The following is a 19,697-nucleotide window of genomic DNA, read 5'->3' as shown; positions in this document are numbered from 1 at the left end:
AAAGGGGACGTCCAAAAATAACTTCGGACGTCCCCTTTTCTCTTACAGCTTGCTATAATAGAAGTAATAAAACAAGATTTATGAACAAAGGATGTCGAAAATATGACTGTATCAACGGGCTTTTTTAAAAAGATTCAACAGTGGATTGTGGATGAAAATAGCGGGGAAATTGCCTATCAACCATTTCAAGTGAATGGCAATCCGTATAAATCGAATGTTTTTTTACTTGGTGCTATACCGGAGCCATATTTGCAAATTACCATTGAAGATTTAAAACTTTATGCAGATGCATTGGTCAATACGGAAGTTTTCCAAGAGTTCTTTCATGAGAATACATCACGTGAATATAAAGGGTGCCTAAACTTTATGGCATGGATGAAAGGTCAGCTTCAGGAAACGGTTGTATATACGAATGTAAACTGTCTTTATATGGAGAGCACAAAGAAATACAATGAATTGAAAAAACAAAAGGATCCAAGTTTTATAAAAGGTTCGGAAATTTTCCAGGAAGTCTTAAATGAGTTTACGCCAAAAGTATTAATCGTCCAAGGCACAACAGCTTGGAAGTACTTCTTAGAGGAGTATGAGGATCAATTAATTGACTACAATGGAAAAGGTTATTCTGCACAACAATTGGAAACGAATGGTGTAGTAGGGAGGCTCCCACTGGCAAATGGAGAAAATGTTAATATTTTAGTTTGTCGAAGTATGAGTTATTTCGGTAAAACCGGTACTTCCTTTGGTGATTTTAAACAAACATTAGATGAGTTGTTATCATAACTATTGAGCTTTTTTCGTTAAAAAACGAACATTCTTATAAAAAAACTTTAAATTGCTACCAATTTCCGAATAATTTGAATCGTTTTATTTTTTAATAAGTTATTGCATTCGACATAATCCGTGTTTATAATGGGGACATTCTTAACAAAATCTTAACATAGTATCGCGGGTTAAACGCGATTCATACTACTCATATAATAGCGAGAATATGGCTCGCAAGTTTCTACCGACTTACCGTAAATAAGTCGACTATGAGAGACAATGTTTAGATGATGAATGTCCTATTTAGTTTAGGGTATTTTATTATCTATTTACTTTCGAACAGATACTCGAAAGACTTGTTCCACTCATGGCGGAATAAGTTTTTCGAGTTTTTTTATCTTCATTGAGCGAATGAAGATAAAGCCCCGGGCGGATGTCTAATTTTAATTTGAAAGGGAGCTCTCAAAAATGAAATCATTAAAAGACAAAATCTTACAAGAAGGCAAAGTGTTATCAGATACAGTTTTAAAAGTCGATACATTTTTAAATCACCAAATCGATCCACTTCTAATGAAAGAGATTGGAGAAGAATTTGCTAATCGATATTCTGATGAGGTTATTACAAAAATTTTAACGATTGAATCTTCCGGTATTGCACCTGCCACAATGTTAGGGTTAACGATCGGTGCACCTGTCGTGTTTGCTCGTAAACGTAAATCATTAACATTAGCAAACAATTTATATTCTTCAAGTGTACATTCCTTTACGAAGAATGAAACAAATGAAATTTCAGTATCTCGAGATTTTCTAACAGCTGATGACAACGTACTAATTGTGGATGACTTTTTAGCAAATGGAGAGGCAGTAAAAGGGTTACTTGATATTGCCGAACAAGCTGGAGCGAATGTCATTGGTGTAGGGATTGTTATTGAAAAAGGATTCCAAGAAGGCGGAAAGAACTTACGAGAGCAAGGCATTCGTATTGAATCCCTAGCGAATATTAAATCACTTGCAAATGGACAAGTTGAATTTTACGACGAATTAATTTAAGGGGGAAATCGTTCAAATGAACAACGCAAAAGCAACCACGCTTGGTATCCAACATTTATTAGCCATGTATGCAGGTGCTATTTTAGTTCCACTTATTATCGGTGGGGAATTAGGCTTTGATTCTACACAAATGACTTATTTAGTTGCAATCGATATTATGATGTGTGGGATTGCCACATTGTTACAAGTGATGCGCGGGAAAATGTTCGGTATTGGATTGCCTGTTGTATTAGGTTGTACATTTACTGCTGTATTCCCGATCATCGCAATCGGATCCGATAAGGGAATTGGTGCGATTTACGGAGCAGTTATTACTTCAGGAATTATTGTCGTGTTAATTTCAGGATTCTTCGGGAAATTAGTTAAGTTCTTCCCTCCAGTTGTAACAGGATCGGTTGTAACAATTATCGGGATATCGTTAATTCCTGTAGCTGTTAACAACATGGGTGGGGGACAAGGTGCTCCTGATTTTGGTTCAGCTTCGAATATCGCATTAGCAATGATTACTTTGGTTATCATTTTGGTTATTTATCGTTTTGCGACAGGGTTTACACGTGCGATTTCGATTTTACTAGGTTTAGTGGTCGCTACAATTATTGCAGCGTTCATGGGTAAGGTGGATTTCTCGCCGGTAACAGACGCATCTTGGTTCCATATGGTTCAACCGTTTTACTTTGGAACACCTACGTTTGACTTAGGTGCGATTATAACGATGACACTAGTTGCAATGGTTTCATTAGTAGAATCTTCAGGTGTTTATTTTGCCCTAGGAGACATTACGAAACAAAAACTAGATTCAAAGGATTTAGCAAGAGGGTACCGTTCAGAAGGGTTAGCTTCGATTGTTGGTGGTATTTTTAACGCATTCCCATATACAACATTTTCTCAAAACGTGGGACTTTTAAAAATGACTGGCGTAAAAGAGCGTAAAGTGATCTTTATTACAGGGGCTATGTTAGTTACGCTTGGGTTCTTACCAAAAGTAGCAGCATTAACAACGATCATTCCAACAGCTGTTCTTGGTGGGGCAATGCTAGCGATGTTTGGTATGGTTGTAACGCAAGGGATTACGATGTTAGCGCCAGAAATTTCACTTTCTCCTGAAAATGCAATGGTAGCAGCCATTTCAGTAGGTCTTGGCGCAGGTGTTGTGTTTGTACCAAATATTTTTGCGGTACTACCAGAGAGCGTTTCAATTTTAACTTCAAACGGAATCGTATGTGGTTCGTTGACAGCCATTGTACTCAATATTGTATTTAATATGATTGGTCCAAAAAGAGTGGACCCAATGCACGCGGAAACTGTAGAAGTAAAATAATAGATTAGGTGTTTCTAAACTTTTCAGGAGTTTGGAAACACCTTTTTTGGTGGAATCAGATAGGGATGGATGCGCTCGCGAATGGGAGCAAGTGGTCACAAAGGAGTCCAATCGCCCTCAAATAGCGGTAAACGCCCACAACCGGTGAGTAAACGCCCACAACTAGTGATTATGTGCCCTCAAATTGCAGCAAGTGCCCACAATCGAGCAGCAAACGCCCACAAATAGCTTCCCGGAAAATACTCAACCTCTATCGCATCAGTATAACCTGATACCATCCACTCATCTAGAAAGAACCTCCTCCAAAGTAGGAAGCGATTCAATAGCACCCACTTTTTCACAAACAATGGCCCCGACTTTATTGCTAAATTGAATAATTTGTTCCCATTCCTCAAAGGAAATCGTTTGCCAATCATCTACTTTGCTTAATTGAAATAATAGGGCACCAACGAAAGCGTCCCCAGCACCAGTAGTATCAATCGCGTCAATATGGATGCTTGGTATGAGGGTTGACCGCCCATTAAAAGAAAAGAACGTACCATCTTTCCCCAATGTGACGGCGATACAATTTGCTCCTACCTTATGTAAAACTTCAGCTGCCTTGTGTAAATCATTTTCATTTGTTAGAAGTATTAATTCCTCGTCACTTACCTTTACAAAATCACAAAAAGCCATACATTCGGATGCTTGTTGGATAAATTGCTGCTCGTGACCTTTCCATAAATCTGTTCGGAAATTCGGGTCAAAGGAAATAAAACAGTCATTCTTTTTGGCTAAGGATAACAATTCGAGATAAGTTTTTTGTAAGGGCCCTGGCAGTAGAGCTGTTGCTGAACCAAAGTGCATGATTTTCATAGATTTCAATACTTCAAAGGAAATATCCTCTGTATCTAGTTGAGCGTCAGCACCTCGATTGAAAATAAAGTCTCGTTGTCCATCACCTTGAAGAGAAACAAATGCTAGTGTAGTGGGATAGTTAGAATCTTTTAGTAAATAATCAGTCTGAACGTTTAATGATTGCAAAGTACTCTCAAGAAAATCACCAAACGGATCGGCCCCTACTTTCCCCATGAAGTAGGCTTTTCCACCGAGCTTTGCAATGGCTGCACAAACATTCGCTGGGGCGCCACCCGCTTGCTTCGTAAAGGTTTGTCCTTGTTGAAGATTTACATCTCTGTCATTACAGAAAAAATCAATTAATAGTTCACCAATACATAGAATGGAATGCGTCATAGGTTTGTTCCTTTCAAGCTAAAATGCATTTATTACTTGGATTAAGAAATCTCATAAAGAAGTGAAAAATCTAAATCATCAAATTTAACATACGACATAATAAAAAATAAGTGCAACAATAACTATTTAGCACTTAATATCGAATAAGTCGTATTACAATTTTGCTTTTTAAAAAAGACAGTAGGAGATTAAGAACCGTAATTCTAAATCTCCTATGTCTCTTTTAAAAGAAAGTATAAATTTTACGAGTTTGAACAGTGTCTAGCTCCTCGGAAGTCCCCAGTTTCTTTCGGAGCTGGACGAGCGCCTTACGTTTTTCTTATTCCGCATTCGGATAAATCATTTTCTTCGGATCCACATATTCATTAAATTGTTCTTCGGTTAAAAGACCAAGAGAAATGGCAGATTCCTTTAATGTTGTGCCTTCCTTGTGTGCTTTTTTCGCAATTTTTGCAGCGTTCTCGTAACCAATATATGGGTTTAATGCTGTTACAAGCATTAGTGAGTTTTCTAAGTTTTTCTCAAGCACTTCCATATTTGGCTCAATCCCAATCGCACAGTTATCGTTGAAGGATTTCATCGCATCCGCTAATAGGCGTGCAGATTGTAGGAAGTTATAAATAATAACAGGTTTAAATACATTCAATTCAAAGTTCCCTTGTGATGCAGCAAATGCAATCGTTGCGTCATTTCCAACCACTTGTGTGACAACCATGGTTAATGCTTCACTTTGAGTAGGGTTTACTTTCCCAGGCATAATAGAGCTGCCTGGTTCATTTTCAGGGATTGTAATTTCGCCAATTCCACTGCGCGGACCACTTGCTAGCCAGCGTACATCATTGGCGATTTTCATTAAGTCCACGGCTAATGCTTTTAACGCACCGTGCACAGAAACAATTTCATCATGACTTGTTAATGCGTGGAACTTATTTTCTGAAGAAGTAAAGGTTTTCCCAGTAAGCGTGCTAATTTCTTCAGCTACCATATCCCCAAATTTCGGGTGTGCATTAATGCCAGTTCCTACAGCAGTACCACCAATAGCTAGATCTTTTAAAAATTGCGTGTTCACCATAATCATTTTCTCACACTTCATTAACATATGGTGCCAACCGCTAATTTCTTGTCCAAGAGTTAATGGTGTGGCATCTTGTAAATGGGTACGACCAATTTTAATAATATCGTTAAACTTCTCTGTTTTTTCTTTAAGCGTGGCTTTTAATAATTGAAGTCGTGGCATTAAATAGTTTTCAACAATTTCCACAGCGGCAATATGTAAAGCAGTAGGGAATGTGTCATTCGAGCTTTGCGATTTATTCACATCATCATTCGGATGAACACGATCTTGTTCACCAAGTTCTGCTAACAATTGATTTGCACGGTAGGCGATAACTTCGTTCACATTCATATTAGATTGTGTGCCACTACCCGTTTGCCATACTACGAGTGGGAAATGCTCGTCCCATTTACCAGATAAAATTTCATCAGTAGCAGTCACAATAGCGTTTGTTTTTGCTTGTGGGAGTTTCCCTAATTTATTGTTTGCAATGGCTGCTGCTTTTTTTAATGTCGCAAATGCACGGATAATCTCAATGGGCATTTTTTCTTCGCCAATTTGGAAATTTTCCTTACTTCTTTGCGTTTGGGCCCCCCATATTTTATCAGCGGGCACTCGTACCTCACCTAATGTGTCTTTTTCAATACGATAGTCCATACTATCCACTCCTTTATATAGTATATGTAAATTTCAATGAAAATTAGAATTCATAATGTAAAGTGGTAAATCCATATAAGATTTACCACTTTACATAAAATTTATTCGAGAATCTGAGGGGTTAACTCGAAATAAGAAGGTTATATGATAATAAAAATCGTTATCATTTGATTTGTCGAATAATTTAAAATAAAAAAGATAGGGGAGAAAAAATTAAACACCGCTTGTTTGATAAGCGTTTGCTTAACGAACAGGCGGTGTTTCTATTGGGTATTCACTTTTATTGTCACCTCATAAGTTTTAAATGATTTTCACATAAAAATCTTTGCCGGTATTAATTCCATCAATGCATGTGTTTTTTCGATTTTGGTAGTAGCTCGCAATGGATCTTTCTAACCCAGAATGCCCGTTTAAATAAGTGCCAGGTGCGATTTGCTTTCCGGGATTATGAAAATCAAAGTACAATTTTATATCATGGGACATGTCATTTAAAATTTCAACAAAGTCCTCAAATGGGATGTGAATACCTCTTGTATAACGGCATTCCCTTCTGTACGTATCGTGAGAAACATTGATTGGTTTTGACTCATATACTATTCTTAACTCCATAGATTCATCTCCTTTAATCTGTATATAATATTATATTTATTATAACAGGAAAATATTAAAAAGTCTGAAAATTAAGTAAATAAAAGTAAAAAAATTGTAAAGGGAGCCTTACCAATTGTTCTGTTGCATTTCTTCAGCTACCATTTGAAGGTCATAGGCATTAATTTCAATCACTTCATACATATGTGTTTCAGCGAACTTGGTGGCTAATCTTTTTACATATTTCGGAGATCCTTCATTATCCTCATCATAGACAAGTAATATGCCATCTGTGTTTTGAATAATAAATTTGTCCTTTTCAATAAACTGCCATGGTGCTTCGTAGGGGCGTTTTGTAACGCTTGTAACAAAGTCCGCTTGATTTACAACGGTGAAATATTTTTGTTGCTTTTGTTCGTTCCAGTTTTTTTCTTGCTCTAAAAAAGGCGTAATGACGGAATATTTTAAATGGGGATGCTGTTTCTTTAGCTCATGAATGACTTCCGCAGTCCATGTTTCCACTCCTTGCTGACCACTGATGACAACCCAATCTAGACCGGTATCGATTAAAGTAAGTAATTGGTTTTCAATCGCTTTTTTAATAATAGGTATACCAGGATGTTTATCGTTAAAAATGCCTAACTCATGGGGACGATAACCTGTCACGTAAACTGTTTTCATTTGTAAAACTCACCTCTGACCAATCATAACGTAAAAAAGAGGGGATTCGAAACATTTCGAATTCCCTCATGAGTACATTTCATTTTTCAGAATTGTTTGGGTGCCTGGCACTAGGCAAATACTTTTCGGATTCTTTCTAAAGCCCAGTCGATTTCTTCTTTTGAAATAATTAATGGTGGTGCGAAGCGAATAACAAAGTCATGAGTTTCTTTACACAGTAAACCAAGATTCATTAATTCTTCACAGTATTTACGAGCAGGTTCTGATAATTCAACACCGATAAATAATCCTCTTCCACGTACTTCTTTAATTGAAGGGTGATCGATGGCACGTAACTGCTCTTGGAAGTAGTTTCCTAACTCTAAAGAGCGTTCCGTTAAACTTTCTTCTTCTAAAACTTCTAAAGAAGCTAATGAAACAGCACATGCAAGTGGGTTACCACCGAAAGTTGAACCGTGAGAGCCTGGGTTTAAAACGCCTAAAACATCATTGTTCGCTAGTACGGCTGAAATTGGCATTACACCTCCACCAAGTGCTTTCCCAAGGATAATGACATCTGGTGTTACGCCTTCCCATTGGTGAGCAAACATTTTTCCAGTACGTGCAAGACCTGTTTGGATTTCGTCCGTAATAAATAGAACGTTATTTTCCTTACAAATTTGCTCCGCTGCTTTTAGGAAGCCTTCTGGGGGCATAACGATTCCAGCTTCACCTTGAATTGGTTCAAGGATAAACGCAGCAGTATTTGGCGTGATTGCAGCTTTAAGTGCTTCAGCATCACCATAAGGAATTAATTTAAATCCAGGTAACATTGGTCCGAATCCACGTTGATATTCTTTTTCAGAAGAAAGGGATACAGCACCCATTGTACGACCATGGAAGTTTCCGTTACAACCGATAATTTCAGCTTTGTTGTCTTCTACTCCTTTTACTTCATAAGCCCAGCGACGAGCTACTTTAATGGCAGATTCAACAGCTTCAGCACCCGTGTTCATCGGTAGTACCATGTTTTTTCCAGACATTTTTGTTAGTTTTTCGTACCAAGGTGCAAGTTGATCGTTATGGAAAGCGCGAGACGTTAACGTAACACGATTCGCTTGATCAACTAGTGCTTTAATAATTTTTGGATGACGGTGACCTTGGTTTAATGCAGAATAAGCCGATAGCATATCCATATATTTGTTGCCTTCAGGATCTTGCACCCAAACGCCTTCAGCTTCGGAAATTACAATCGGTAGTGGATGGTAATTATGAGCACCTAAATTTTCTGTAAGCTCAATCACAGTAGTTGATTTTTTAGTCATATCAAATTCCTCCTTAAAAAATATTTACAAATGAAAACTGGTCAATAATGCTTTAATCCAAATGATGATTGAAAAAGCCAGTATTACATTATTCATTCCCATAATTGAATAAATTATTGATAGAAGAAATAAAGAACAATGCGAAATATTAATTTCAATTTTCTTTCCTCACTTAATTATAAGCAATTTCCATGCCAACTTTTCTATTGAGCAAATTTAAGCAATTGGATCTCTTTTGCAAAGAAATTTTGCGCAAAAAAATAATGGGCGGGCTACTTTGCCAAATAATTTTGCGGTATGATAATGGTGAGGTGTTAAATTTGTTATCAAAACAAGCGATTGCATTAAAACTATACGAAGAAATTATTGAGCGTGTCGGTGTAGGCATTCACGCAGTTGACCATGTAGGGAAAACGATTATCTATAACAAGAAAATGCGTGAAATGGAAGCAATGAATGAAGAAGATGTATTACATAAAAATGTACGTGATGTGTTTCAATTTCAAGAGAACCAAAGTAGTACGTTACTACAATCGTTAGAACACGGTGAAGAAGTAGTAAATGTGAAGCAAACATACTTTAATAATCGAGGTGTTGAAATTACGACGGTTAACAACACATTTCCGCTTAAAATAGATGGAGAAATTTGCGCTGCGGTTGAGATTGCCACAGATGTAACGAAAATGGAGCGCTTAGTACGCCGAAATCTAAAGCAAACAAAGACAGAATTTACCTTTAGCCACATTATAGGAAAAAGTAGTGAACTGCTTGAAGTAATTAGCTTGGCAAAACGGGCAACTCGTACAAATTCAAACGTTTTAATTATTGGTGAAACCGGGACCGGTAAGGAACTTTTTGCACAAAGTATTCATGCCGAAAGTGACCGTGCAAATGCCCCGTTTATTACGCAAAATTGTGCGGCCCTACCAGATTCATTAATCGAAGCAATCCTCTTTGGTACAACAAAAGGTGCATTTACAGGAGCGATTGATAGTCCGGGATTATTTGAACAAGCCGGGGGAGGCACGCTTTTATTAGATGAATTGAATTCCCTAAATATTACACTTCAATCAAAACTATTGCGTGTATTGCAAGAGAGAAAGGTACGTAGAATTGGTGGAACAAAGGAATTTCCAATTGACGTACGGGTAATTGCCACGATTAATGAAGATCCCATCGATGCGATTGCCAATAATCGATTACGCAAAGATTTGTATTATCGTTTAGCAGTCGTAACGTTATTTATTCCACCATTACGAGAACGTATTACGGATATTGAAATTTTGGTAGAAGATTTCATAAAAAAGTATAACCAGTTGTTTAATTTAAATGTGCAAGGTATTTCGAATGAAGTACTGCAATTTTTTGAATTTCATAATTGGCCAGGGAACGTGCGGGAATTAGAGCATGTGATTGAGGCCTCATTAAATTTAATTAACCATGAGTCAATGATTGAGTTCCACCATCTCCCTTATCAATATCGTAAAAATGAAACAAAGAAGGCTAATGTCGTTCCCGTATTTTCGCAACCGAATAATACCGAGAATACAACCTTAGCTGACCAACTAGCCCTTTTTGAAAAGCAATATATTCAACAATTGTTACAAAAAAATCATTATCATATAACGAATACCGCCAAAGAATTGGGTATAAGTCGACAAAGTTTACAATATCGTATGAAACGATTGAATATTAAAGTTAACTAGAAAGAAGGTGTGAACAGTGGATTTGTCTATGCAACAACAACAAAAGCTTGATATGAAATTAGCATTAACGCCACAAATAAAGCAATCGTTAGAAATATTAAAGTTTTCAATGGAAGAATTAGAAAACTTCATACGAGAGGAAGCCAATTCAAATCCACTAATTGAACTAAAAGAACCTTCATCTATAGAACAGACAATTGAAATGGCTCGGTTGCAGGGGGATTATGGTGGAGGTACATCTGTATCCAATGGAGAAGCCCTCGACCCATTAAATCAAGTAGCAGGTTCAACATACTCATTAGAGCTACACTTATTGGAGCAGCTAGCGATGGAAAAAGGGTTAACACGAACTGAAAAAGAAGTAATCGTGTACTTTATCCAAAATGTAAATGAGGTGGGATATTTAGTTTGTGATTTAGAGGAAGTGGCGTTCAGGTTTGATTTGTCTATGGATGAATGTGAAAAGTTGCTTCAAATTCTACAAAGCTATGAGCCTGTTGGAATCGGTGCAAGAAATTTAACCGAGTGTTTGCTTATTCAATTGAACTATAAGAAAGATGCACCAGTCCTTGCAGCGCCGTTTGTCCAACATCATTTGGAGCAATTGGCTAACCGTGAGTTTCAAGAACTTGCAAAGCAATATGAGACGACAATTGAAGAAGTACAAAGTGTGCTTTTGTATATCCAACAACTGAATCCGTATCCAATGATTGAAGTTGAACATGAACGAACAGAATACATTGTTCCCGATTTGATTGTGGAACTACTAAATGGGGAAGTTATTATACGAATAAACGATGTATCGTTACCCCAACTATCAATTAACACCTATTACGAGGAATTACTTCGGACCAATCGTGATGAAGAGACGAATCACTATTTAAAAACGAAACTTTCGGATGCTCTGTTATTGATGAGAGGGATTGAACAGCGTCACGAAACAATTTATAAAATAACGAATTTTATTTTTCAAAGACAAAAGGAATTTTTAGTAGAAGGGCGAATCGCGTTAAAGCCTTTACGTCTTAAGGATATAGCACAGCTAGCAGAACTCCATGAATCAACCGTTAGCCGTGCGATACATGATAAATTTATCCAAACACCAAAAGGTATTTTCCCTATGAAGGACTTCTTTGTACGTGGAATAAAGACAGAGAGTGGAGAAATAGAATCGACTATTTTAATAAAAGAAAAAATAAAAACAATGATTGAACAGGAAAGTAAACCCCTATCAGATCAAAAAATCGCCAATATCTTAATGGCAGAAGGGATTCAAATTGCGAGAAGAACCGTTGCGAAATATCGTGAAGAATTAGGCTTTTTACAATCGACCAAACGAGCAAAAAAAGAGTAACGAAGGAGGTGTCCAAAAGGATTTTTTGGAACCTCCTTTACTACTTTTGGTTTGCTAGAAAACCTCCTAACTTACTGATAAACCCTAAAAGTTGATAGTGGATTTTTGCCAAATCCTCAACTGTTTTATCCTCATATTCGTTAATCCATTCTTGAATTACCCCTAGCATAGCTGATGTCATAAATGCTAATAGATATTTTCGAAATTCAGCATCGTTGTCTGTAGGATGATAGATAGCTATGAATTGTTCTATTAAAGTTTCGCCAAAGATTTGTTTAATCTTTTTGGCAAAGGAGGGGTCACCTTGATCGCCTAAAATTACTTTCAATGCATGAGCGTGCTCAAGAACAAATTGATAAATTGCGATTAATGGGGGATAAAATTGCCCATCATGAATTGCTTTAAAAGCTTCAGTTGGCGTAATACGCTCAAATCGATCATGTAAATCATTTAATAATTCCGCTTGTATTTGTTCCATGACGTCAAATTTATCGATGAAGTGTAAATAAAACGTTCCGCGATTAATTCCAGCACATTCTGCAATTTTCTTCACAGTGACATTTTGAAACCCCTGCTCTTCAACAAGTTCAAGAAATACCTTTTTAATTTCTAGTTTTGTTCTTTGTGCCATTTGTTCATGAATCTCAGCCATCTCAACACCTCTAGACTTAACAGTTTCTGTAAATGTGTTCATTGTAATTGAAAATAGCTTACCTTAAAATAAAAGTACAATCAACACGGTGTTTATTGAAAAATAGTGAATGACTGAAAGGGTGAGTGGGTTGCAAAACGCAATTCATATTCAAGACATATCGAAAGCCTTTAAAAAGAAGCAAGTCATTAAGCCGCTAAGCCTACAAATTGAAAGGGAAAGTATATACGGCTTACTAGGTCCATCGGGTTGTGGGAAAACAACATTAATTAAAATGATTGTAGGGATGATGAAGTGTGATGCGGGGGAGATCACGGTATTAGGAAAACGTGTACCGGATGCATCGTTACTTGCAGAAATTGGCTATATGGCACAATCTGATGCACTGTATACAGAACTTACGGGGCGACAAAATTTGGAGTTTTTTGCAAAGCTCTATGGCATGTCCAAGAGTGAACAAAAAATGCGTATTGAATATGCGGCAGAAATTGTTCAATTATCCAATGATTTAGATGTGTCTGTCTTTGCTTATTCGGGTGGGATGAAACGCAGATTATCCTTAGCCATTGCGCTCATACAAAACCCGAAAATTTTAATATTAGATGAGCCAACTGTCGGCATTGATCCTTTGTTGAAGCAATCCGTTTGGAAGGAGTTAGAACGGTTAAAAAAGGAAGAACAAAAAACGATCCTCATTACAACACATGTTATGGATGAGGCAGAGCGATGTGACCAAATCGGGATGCTACGAGAAGGGCAAATCATTGCAAGTGGGACACCGGTGGAATTAAAAACCCAATACAATGCAATAACTTTTGATGAAGTATTTTTAAAAATTGGGGGTGGCTTTTAATGAGAATGTTCGCATTAATCAAGCGCATCACCCAACAATTGCGTAAGGATAAACGAACGCTAGCACTATTATTTGTGGCCCCATTACTCGTGTTAACGTTAATGTATTTCATCTTTGACTCTGAACCTAGTGACTTAAAGCTGGTTGTGACGGGTAGTAATCCTATGATTAATGAAGTACTTGAACAATCGGATTTTGAACTAATGCAAAAAGAGAAATACTCGAAGGATCAGATGGCAGAAGAGGCTGTCGATGCGTGGCTACAAATAGAGAATGGGGAAATGCAATTAACTCTATTAAATGACCAGCCGCAAAGAGCGAAATCCGTGCAAATTATGCTTGCTCAAAGTATGAATGGGACAGACGCAAAGCAATCCATTGCTGCAGATTTTGTTTATGGAGATAAAAATACGAATAGCTTCGATATTTTTAGCCCGATGTTAATTGGATTTTTTGTATTTTTCTTTGTATTTTTAATTGCAGGAATCGCTCTTTTAAAGGAACGCACAACCGGAACACTGGAACGACTGCTAGCAACGCCAATAAAACGACATGAAATTGTATCAGGGTATTTGTTAGGATACGGATTATTCGCCTTAATTCAAACGGTCATCGTGGTTTTGTACGCAATAAATGTGCTGGATATTGTTTTAGTTGGTTCGATCTGGTTAGTGTTATTAACCAATATCCTAGTTGCATTTGTAGCGTTATCACTTGGGACGTTACTATCTAGTTTTGCTTCATCTGAATTTCAAATGGTGCAATTTATCCCATTGGTCATTGTACCTCAAATATTTTTTACAGGTATATTCCCGCTTGATGGCATGGCTGATTGGTTATTGCAAATCGGGAAAGTGATGCCGCTTTATTATGCATCCGCCGCATTAAATGGTGTGATGTATAAAGGATTTGAATTTCATGATATTGCTATTGACCTCTTAGTACTTTTCATTTTTGCAATTATCTTCATTACATTAAATATTGTAAGTTTGAAGAAATATCGTTCGTTTTAGGAAATTCACGCAGTAGCAGGTTCGGAACGCGCGGAACCTGCTATTTTCAATAATTACTCACCTTTTATCCGTTGCTGCCCCCCGCGTAGCTGGTCTTGAATAAAGAGATCGATCATTTCAATAATCTCCTCTGGTGTTTGCTCCATTTCGCCCAACAACCAGCTTTCCACAAGACTACCGAGTGAGAGGGTGTAAAAATGTGTTAAAAAGGACATGTATTCTTTTGGAGCCTCATATTTTTCTCCAAATTCACTCACAACTCGACCAAAGATATTATGGATGTCTGCGTAAAAAAAGCGTTTCATATGATCTCGACCTAATGAGCGTAAGGCACATAAACAGATTTCCCGATTTTCGTCCAAATAGCGAAAGAGCTGTAAAAGCCCGTCCTGCCAAACGTGGGTACTTTCATGGACGTCTAATAATTGGATTGTCTCCTGCTGAAAAGTCCACTTTAATAAGTCATAAATATCCTCAAAGTGATAGTAAAAGGTTTGGCGATTGACCCCAGCATTTTCAGTAAGTTCTCGTATCGAAATTTTTTCTAATGATTTGCCCTTCATCAGTGCCTTTAATGAAGTGGCTAATATTTTCTTTGTTTCATCACTATGTTTCATTGGATCCCCTATCTTTCAAAAACAATTTTTTAAACAAACGACCCCTAATTGTCTATATTTTAATCGATTTTGAAGTGGTAGGGTTAATGATAGCTATTTGAAAAGGAAAGGTGATACATGTTGAAAAATTGGCTGAATGTACGTACGGCATCGTTTGTCATTTGGGTAATCATTTCAGTACTGATGATTGTGACTATGCCTAATCTTGATACATTAGTACGTGAAAAAGGTCAAACAGAGATTCCGTCTTATACACAGAGTCAAATTGCTTCAAAGCTATTGACGGAGATGGAAGGGGAAGGCGCGCCAACCTATCAATTTATTGCGGTTTTTAGTAGTGGAAGTGAAGAGCCGCTAAACGATAAGCAAAAGGATGAAATTGATGAGGCAATCCAAACGCTAAGAGACCAAAGCAAAAAACTTGGTATAACAGATATACTTGCCTACTCGGATAGTGAGGAAACGAAAAAACAACTCATGTCTGAAGATGGTACAACCATTTTGACACAGATTGCAGTGGATGAAAGTGAAGGTACTGTTGAAGAAGTAGCGCAACAATTACGCGCGGCTACAGAAGTGCAATCAGTGGATTCTTACTATACGGGAACAGATATTGTATTAGATGATTTTGCGAAATCTTCACAAGAAGGAATCAAGAAAACGGAAGTAATCGCCATTATTTTCATCTTAATTGTTCTTGTCTTAGTGTTCCGTTCACCAGTAGTTCCATTAATTTCTCTTATAACAGTAGGAGTTTCTTATATTGTTTCTTTGGGGATCGTCACACAATTAGTGGATCGTTTTGATTTTCCATTCTCGAACTTTACCCAAGTATTTTTAATCGTTATTTTATTTGGGGTAGGGACAGACTACAATATTTTACTTTATACACGCTTTAAAGAGGAACTTGGAAAAGGTGGTCATATACTAAAGGCCATTACTGAAACATATAGAACAGCAGGACGTACGGTTATTTATAGTGGGATTGCTGTATTTATTGGATTTGTAGCACTATATTTAGCAGAATTTAAACTGTACCAAGCGACATCGGCTGTAGCTATTGGGGTAGCCGTTTTGTTAGTGGTTTTAATTACGCTAAACCCATTCTTTATGGCCGTGTTTGGAATTAAAATGTTCTGGCCAGTAAAGACAATTAATGGACATAGCGAGAATAAACTATGGCAATTTTTATCAAAACAATCATTTTTCAGACCAATTATTGCGTTAGTGATTATCGCGGTTATTTGTGCACCGTTTATTTTGAAATATTCGGGTCAATTAAACTACGATGATTTAATTGAAATAAGCGATGAATACGAATCAAAACAGGCCATTACAGTAATTGAAGAGCATTTTCCACCTGGATTCTCTTCGCCAACGAATTTAGTCATTCAAGCAGATAAGAGTCTTGCTACACAAACGGCACTACAGGATATTGATAAATTAGTAGATGTCATTTCAAAAGTAGATGGTGTTTCAGAGGTATATTCTGTGACACGACCATCTGGTGAAAAAATACAAGAGCTTTATACGAAAGATCAAAGTAAAACGTTAAATAGTGGAATTGATTCCGCGCAAGAGGGCCTAGGAACAATTAACAGTGGACTTTCGGAAGCAGAATCAGAGCTCGGCAAAGTAGATCAAAACGGGTTAGACAGTGTGCAACAATTAATTGATGGAACTGCCACAATGAAAGATGGTGTTGGTCAATTAATAAATGCTTTAAATGAAGTAGGAAAGGGCTTTGAAAACGGTGCTAGCGGTGCAAGGGATATCGAAAATGGGCTAGACACAGTGCAACAAAGTTTAAATGATTTACATGTTGGAGCAACTAATTTACAAACGGCTTATGCTACGTTAGAAACAGGCTTTAGTTCATTTACGGAAGTATTTAACACAGTAAGCTCTGCTATTTCGGGTGCAAGTCAAGGATATGTTGCCATTGAACAATCGATGAATGCTTTAATTGCAAGTAAACCAGAGCTAGCTTCGGATGAGAATGTACAAACGGCTCTAGGAACTGCTAAAAAAGCACAAGGAGATTTACAGGCACTTGCAACTAAATTAAAAGAAGAGATTATACCACAATACAACGTTGCAGTTAGTTCTTTTAAAGAAGCGAATATAGCCCTATCTTCAATTGCTTCCGGATTACAAAAAGTAGAATCTGGTGTTGAAGAATTAAAAGTTGGAGCGAATACGTTAGCAACAGGTTTGGATTCAGGTGCAACAGGTGTAAATCAAATTTCAACTAAAACAACAGAATTAGAAACAGGTTTATCTACAGTAAATGAGGGGCAAGAACAATTACAAAACGGTCTTGCTGGTCTTCAAGAAAAAATGGGGGCACTTCAAGAAGGACTTGCTGCCAGTACGGATGGTTTAACAGAAATTAGTGATGGGTTACTAGAAGCACAAGACTATCTTGGTGGCGTAAGTAATTCGGATTCTAACGTTTTCTACATTCCTCAAGAGGTTTTAGAAGGGGAAGAGTTCGAACAAAGTTTAGATATGTACATGTCTCCTGATCACCAGACGACGAAATTGATGATCATATTAGATGTAAATCCATATTCAAAAGAAGCAATGACGATTATTGAAGAAATCGATGAACAAATTAAAGCGACTGCAAAAAGTTTAAGTTTCAGTGATGCTGAAATCGCCCTTGGAGGGAAATCTGCAGCGAACGTGGACCTTCAACAAATTTCAAGTGGTGATTTTACGCGTACAATTGTCATTATGATGATTGGGATTGCAGTGGTTTTACTAATCATTACTCGTTCGGTGTCACAAACGTCGATTGTCATTGTATCGTTAATTTTAACTTACTATACTTCTCTAGGGTTAACAGAATTAATCAGTGAGTATGTATTGGGCCAAAGCATTTTAAGCTGGAATGTACCATTCTTTAGCTTTATTATGATTGTGGCACTAGGGGTAGACTATAGTATTTTCTTAATCATGCGCTATCAGGAATTAGAAGGTCAGGGCAGTGTGGCGATTATTGAAGCTGCCAAACATATTGGTGGCGTTGTTTTATCAGCAGCGTTAATTTTAGGTGGAACATTTGCTGCATTAATCCCATCAGGAATCGTTACATTAATGCAAGTGGCAATCTTTGTCCTAATAGGAGTAGTATTGCTAAGTTTCATCATGTTACCTGTCTTTACTCCGGCAGTAATGGGACTTTCAGATAAAATAAAAAATATAGTCTCTAAAAATAAAGAGAAGTAGGCTTACTTAAACGTAGCGGGGGATGTCCAGAAAGCACTACACTTTCTGGACATCTACGTTTCTAATCATAAAATATCGCTAAAAAGCTATGCTTCTGCGGTAGTAACAATAAATTGTCACTATCCTCGTCGCAAAGGAGCCGTCCAAAATGACTTTTTGGACGGCTCCTTGCTATTTTTTGTGGTTAAGAAAATTCAGATTTGAGCTCCTTCAAAATTAAAAAGACACCCATCGCATAGACAAGACAAATTGCTAGAGGAACAAGTGTAAAAGCCATATCTACAAAGAACCCGCCAATAATTAGTGACGATAGACATGTACCTAACGTGACAAATAAATAGGCTTTACTTTTATAGATCCACATGTACGGAAGAAAGTGAGAACCACCGAGTAAACCAATTGTAAAAGGTAAGTACTCAGGAATGTGCATATACACAATAATAAAAACAGGAATAAAGAATGCCTGAGGTGCTGCGATGATGCCACCTAGAACTCCAAGTGGGTTTTTAGTAGATAGTATGTTGATTCCAAATAATTTACTTAATACAATACCAAAAGGAAAAATTGCACCTAGTCCAAAAATCCAAATCAGATAAACCGTCGACATTGGAAATAAGAGTGGCATAAAAGTGAAAAGTAAGAAAATGATGGACCCAGATAGTAAAATGGGAAATCCTTTTTTTGATTCTGATGAAATATTAGAATGCAATTGTTCGAGGGTTTTAGTCATATGTCCTCCTATAAGTTACCAAATTATAACTATTATACTAGAATGTATTAATTTATATGAACGAATTCATTAATTGCATGTCAGTCTAAAGTAATCATCTTTGGCGACTATTTTCCTTCCATACTAGCTCCGCAATAAAGGATGACACTTTACTGATAATTTCGATCAAGTAGCAATCCCCTTTTTATAGAAGAAAGAAAATGAGTTGTAATTGGGACGGGGGTATAGTTAAGGGGTATGTTGGAGATGGATAGTACAGGATAAGCTATTCTTTTAAGGGAATGAGCTAGGTAGATGAAAATGCGGTAGAGTGAAATTGGGTTTATTATTCAAAAGTAGCAAAGGGGAGAGTTAAATTTTTTGCATTTAACTATTGACGGTTAAATATTATGTTGCTATTATTAGTAAGCCGTCGCAAATACGGCGATTGCCTAGAAGTGTTAATTAACTTCTTCAAAAAAAGTGTTGACATCATAATTGGAATGATGGTAGAATGAATTTCGTGTCACAACGCAAAGGAAAAACTTTCCTGAAATAGTTGTTGACAGAATGAAGTGAGTTTTATATAATAAAATCCTGTCCGGTAACGTGACGGAAAATGAACTTTGAAAACTGAACAACAAAACGTTAATGAAATAGAGTTTCTCATTAAGTTGAGAAACAAAATTTGGACATCATAATTGATGCCAGCAAGAAATTTGAGCTAATCAAATTTTCTCTTTTATGGAGAGTTTGATCCTGGCTCAGGACGAACGCTGGCGGCGTGCCTAATACATGCAAGTCGAGCGGATCTTAAGGAGCTTGCTCCTAAAGGTTAGCGGCGGACGGGTGAGTAACACGTGGGCAACCTGCCCTATAGTTGGGGATAACTCCGGGAAACCGGAGCTAATA

The 19,697-nt window shown here is 37.1% G+C and carries 16 protein-coding genes, 1 rRNA gene and 1 riboswitch; of the genes, 9 read left to right on the top strand and 8 right to left on the bottom strand.

Translation table 11 applies throughout. From position 1 onward, the window contains the following. Positions 1-102: 102 nt before the first annotated feature. The 3 genes from EK386_RS14180 (at position 103) to EK386_RS14170 (ending at position 3,130) form a co-directional block, all read left to right on the top strand. On the top strand, positions 103-780 hold the full coding sequence (locus EK386_RS14180) for a hypothetical protein (RefSeq protein WP_126659837.1): 678 nt from the start codon (positions 103-105) through the stop codon (positions 778-780). A gap of 170 nt (positions 781-950) precedes the next feature. Further along, a riboswitch (purine riboswitch) is annotated at positions 951-1,052 on the top strand. A 178-nt stretch (positions 1,053-1,230) separates the two neighbouring features. Continuing rightward, positions 1,231-1,812 (top strand): xanthine phosphoribosyltransferase, encoded by a 582-nt coding sequence (locus EK386_RS14175; RefSeq protein ID WP_126659836.1) that lies wholly within the window; start codon positions 1,231-1,233, stop codon positions 1,810-1,812. Positions 1,813-1,828: 16 nt separating this feature from the next. Beyond that, the gene (locus EK386_RS14170) at positions 1,829-3,130 is read left to right on the top strand and encodes a nucleobase:cation symporter-2 family protein (RefSeq protein ID WP_126659835.1); all 1,302 of its coding nucleotides are present in this window, start codon (positions 1,829-1,831) and stop codon (positions 3,128-3,130) included. A gap of 282 nt (positions 3,131-3,412) precedes the next feature. On the opposite strand, the gene EK386_RS14165 is transcribed toward EK386_RS14170, so the two are convergent. The 5 genes from EK386_RS14165 to EK386_RS14145 form a co-directional block, all read right to left on the bottom strand. Next, on the bottom strand, positions 3,413-4,363 hold the full coding sequence (locus EK386_RS14165; RefSeq protein WP_126659834.1) for a carbohydrate kinase family protein: 951 nt from the start codon (positions 4,361-4,363) through the stop codon (positions 3,413-3,415). 319 nt (positions 4,364-4,682) lie between these two features. Continuing rightward, the gene (gene fumC, locus EK386_RS14160; RefSeq protein ID WP_126659833.1) at positions 4,683-6,074 is read right to left on the bottom strand and encodes a class II fumarate hydratase; all 1,392 of its coding nucleotides are present in this window, start codon (positions 6,072-6,074) and stop codon (positions 4,683-4,685) included. Between the two features lie 300 nt (positions 6,075-6,374). Then, positions 6,375-6,683: a hypothetical protein gene (locus EK386_RS14155; protein ID WP_126659832.1), complete on the bottom strand. Its 309-nt coding sequence runs from the start codon at positions 6,681-6,683 to the stop codon at positions 6,375-6,377. Positions 6,684-6,791: 108 nt separating this feature from the next. Further along, complete coding sequence (locus tag EK386_RS14150; protein ID WP_126659831.1) at positions 6,792-7,343, bottom strand: SLOG family protein; 552 nt, start codon at positions 7,341-7,343, stop codon at positions 6,792-6,794. Between the two features lie 110 nt (positions 7,344-7,453). Beyond that, a complete protein-coding gene (locus EK386_RS14145; protein WP_126659830.1) occupies positions 7,454-8,647 on the bottom strand; it encodes an ornithine--oxo-acid transaminase in 1,194 nt (397 codons plus the stop codon). Between the two features lie 320 nt (positions 8,648-8,967). Here EK386_RS14145 and EK386_RS14140 point away from each other — a divergent pair, with 320 nt between their 5' ends. Then, positions 8,968-10,353 (top strand): sigma-54 interaction domain-containing protein, encoded by a 1,386-nt coding sequence (locus tag EK386_RS14140; protein WP_246027677.1) that lies wholly within the window; start codon positions 8,968-8,970, stop codon positions 10,351-10,353. A gap of 16 nt (positions 10,354-10,369) precedes the next feature. Then, positions 10,370-11,707, top strand: a complete 1,338-nt coding sequence (gene rpoN / locus EK386_RS14135; RefSeq protein ID WP_126659829.1) for an RNA polymerase factor sigma-54 — start codon at positions 10,370-10,372, stop codon at positions 11,705-11,707. Positions 11,708-11,747: 40 nt separating this feature from the next. Here rpoN and EK386_RS14130 read toward each other — a convergent pair whose 3' ends face one another. Continuing rightward, complete coding sequence (locus EK386_RS14130; RefSeq protein WP_158674436.1) at positions 11,748-12,359, bottom strand: TetR/AcrR family transcriptional regulator; 612 nt, start codon at positions 12,357-12,359, stop codon at positions 11,748-11,750. Between the two features lie 130 nt (positions 12,360-12,489). Between EK386_RS14130 and EK386_RS14125 the strand changes: the two genes are divergently transcribed. After that, positions 12,490-13,212, top strand: coding sequence for an ABC transporter ATP-binding protein (locus EK386_RS14125; protein ID WP_179966043.1), 723 nt, complete (start codon positions 12,490-12,492; stop codon positions 13,210-13,212). Next, positions 13,212-14,225: an ABC transporter permease gene (locus tag EK386_RS14120; protein ID WP_126659826.1), complete on the top strand. Its 1,014-nt coding sequence runs from the start codon at positions 13,212-13,214 to the stop codon at positions 14,223-14,225. Before EK386_RS14125 ends, EK386_RS14120 begins: the two co-directional genes overlap by 1 nt. 53 nt (positions 14,226-14,278) lie before the next feature. Here the strand turns inward: EK386_RS14120 and EK386_RS14115 are convergent, their stop codons facing one another. Next, positions 14,279-14,842 (bottom strand): TetR/AcrR family transcriptional regulator, encoded by a 564-nt coding sequence (locus tag EK386_RS14115; RefSeq protein ID WP_126659825.1) that lies wholly within the window; start codon positions 14,840-14,842, stop codon positions 14,279-14,281. A 117-nt stretch (positions 14,843-14,959) separates the two neighbouring features. Between EK386_RS14115 and EK386_RS14110 the strand changes: the two genes are divergently transcribed. Next, positions 14,960-18,076: an MMPL family transporter gene (locus EK386_RS14110; RefSeq protein ID WP_126659824.1), complete on the top strand. Its 3,117-nt coding sequence runs from the start codon at positions 14,960-14,962 to the stop codon at positions 18,074-18,076. 184 nt (positions 18,077-18,260) lie between these two features. Here the strand turns inward: EK386_RS14110 and EK386_RS14105 are convergent, their stop codons facing one another. Then, positions 18,261-18,806 carry a DUF7010 family protein gene (locus tag EK386_RS14105; RefSeq protein ID WP_126659823.1) on the bottom strand — a complete coding sequence of 182 codons (546 nt, stop codon included), beginning with the start codon at positions 18,804-18,806 and terminating at the stop codon, positions 18,261-18,263. Between the two features lie 720 nt (positions 18,807-19,526). On the opposite strand from EK386_RS14105, the gene EK386_RS14100 reads away from it, so the two are divergent. Continuing rightward, positions 19,527-19,697, top strand: a 16S ribosomal RNA gene (locus EK386_RS14100); the annotation flags it as partial.

Origin of the sequence: Lysinibacillus antri (assembly GCF_003977595.1) — a bacterium.
Taxonomy (GTDB): domain Bacteria; phylum Bacillota; class Bacilli; order Bacillales_A; family Planococcaceae; genus Ureibacillus; species Ureibacillus antri.
Note: the sequence above shows the minus strand (reverse complement) of the source record. Positions and strands in the feature narration are given on the sequence as shown.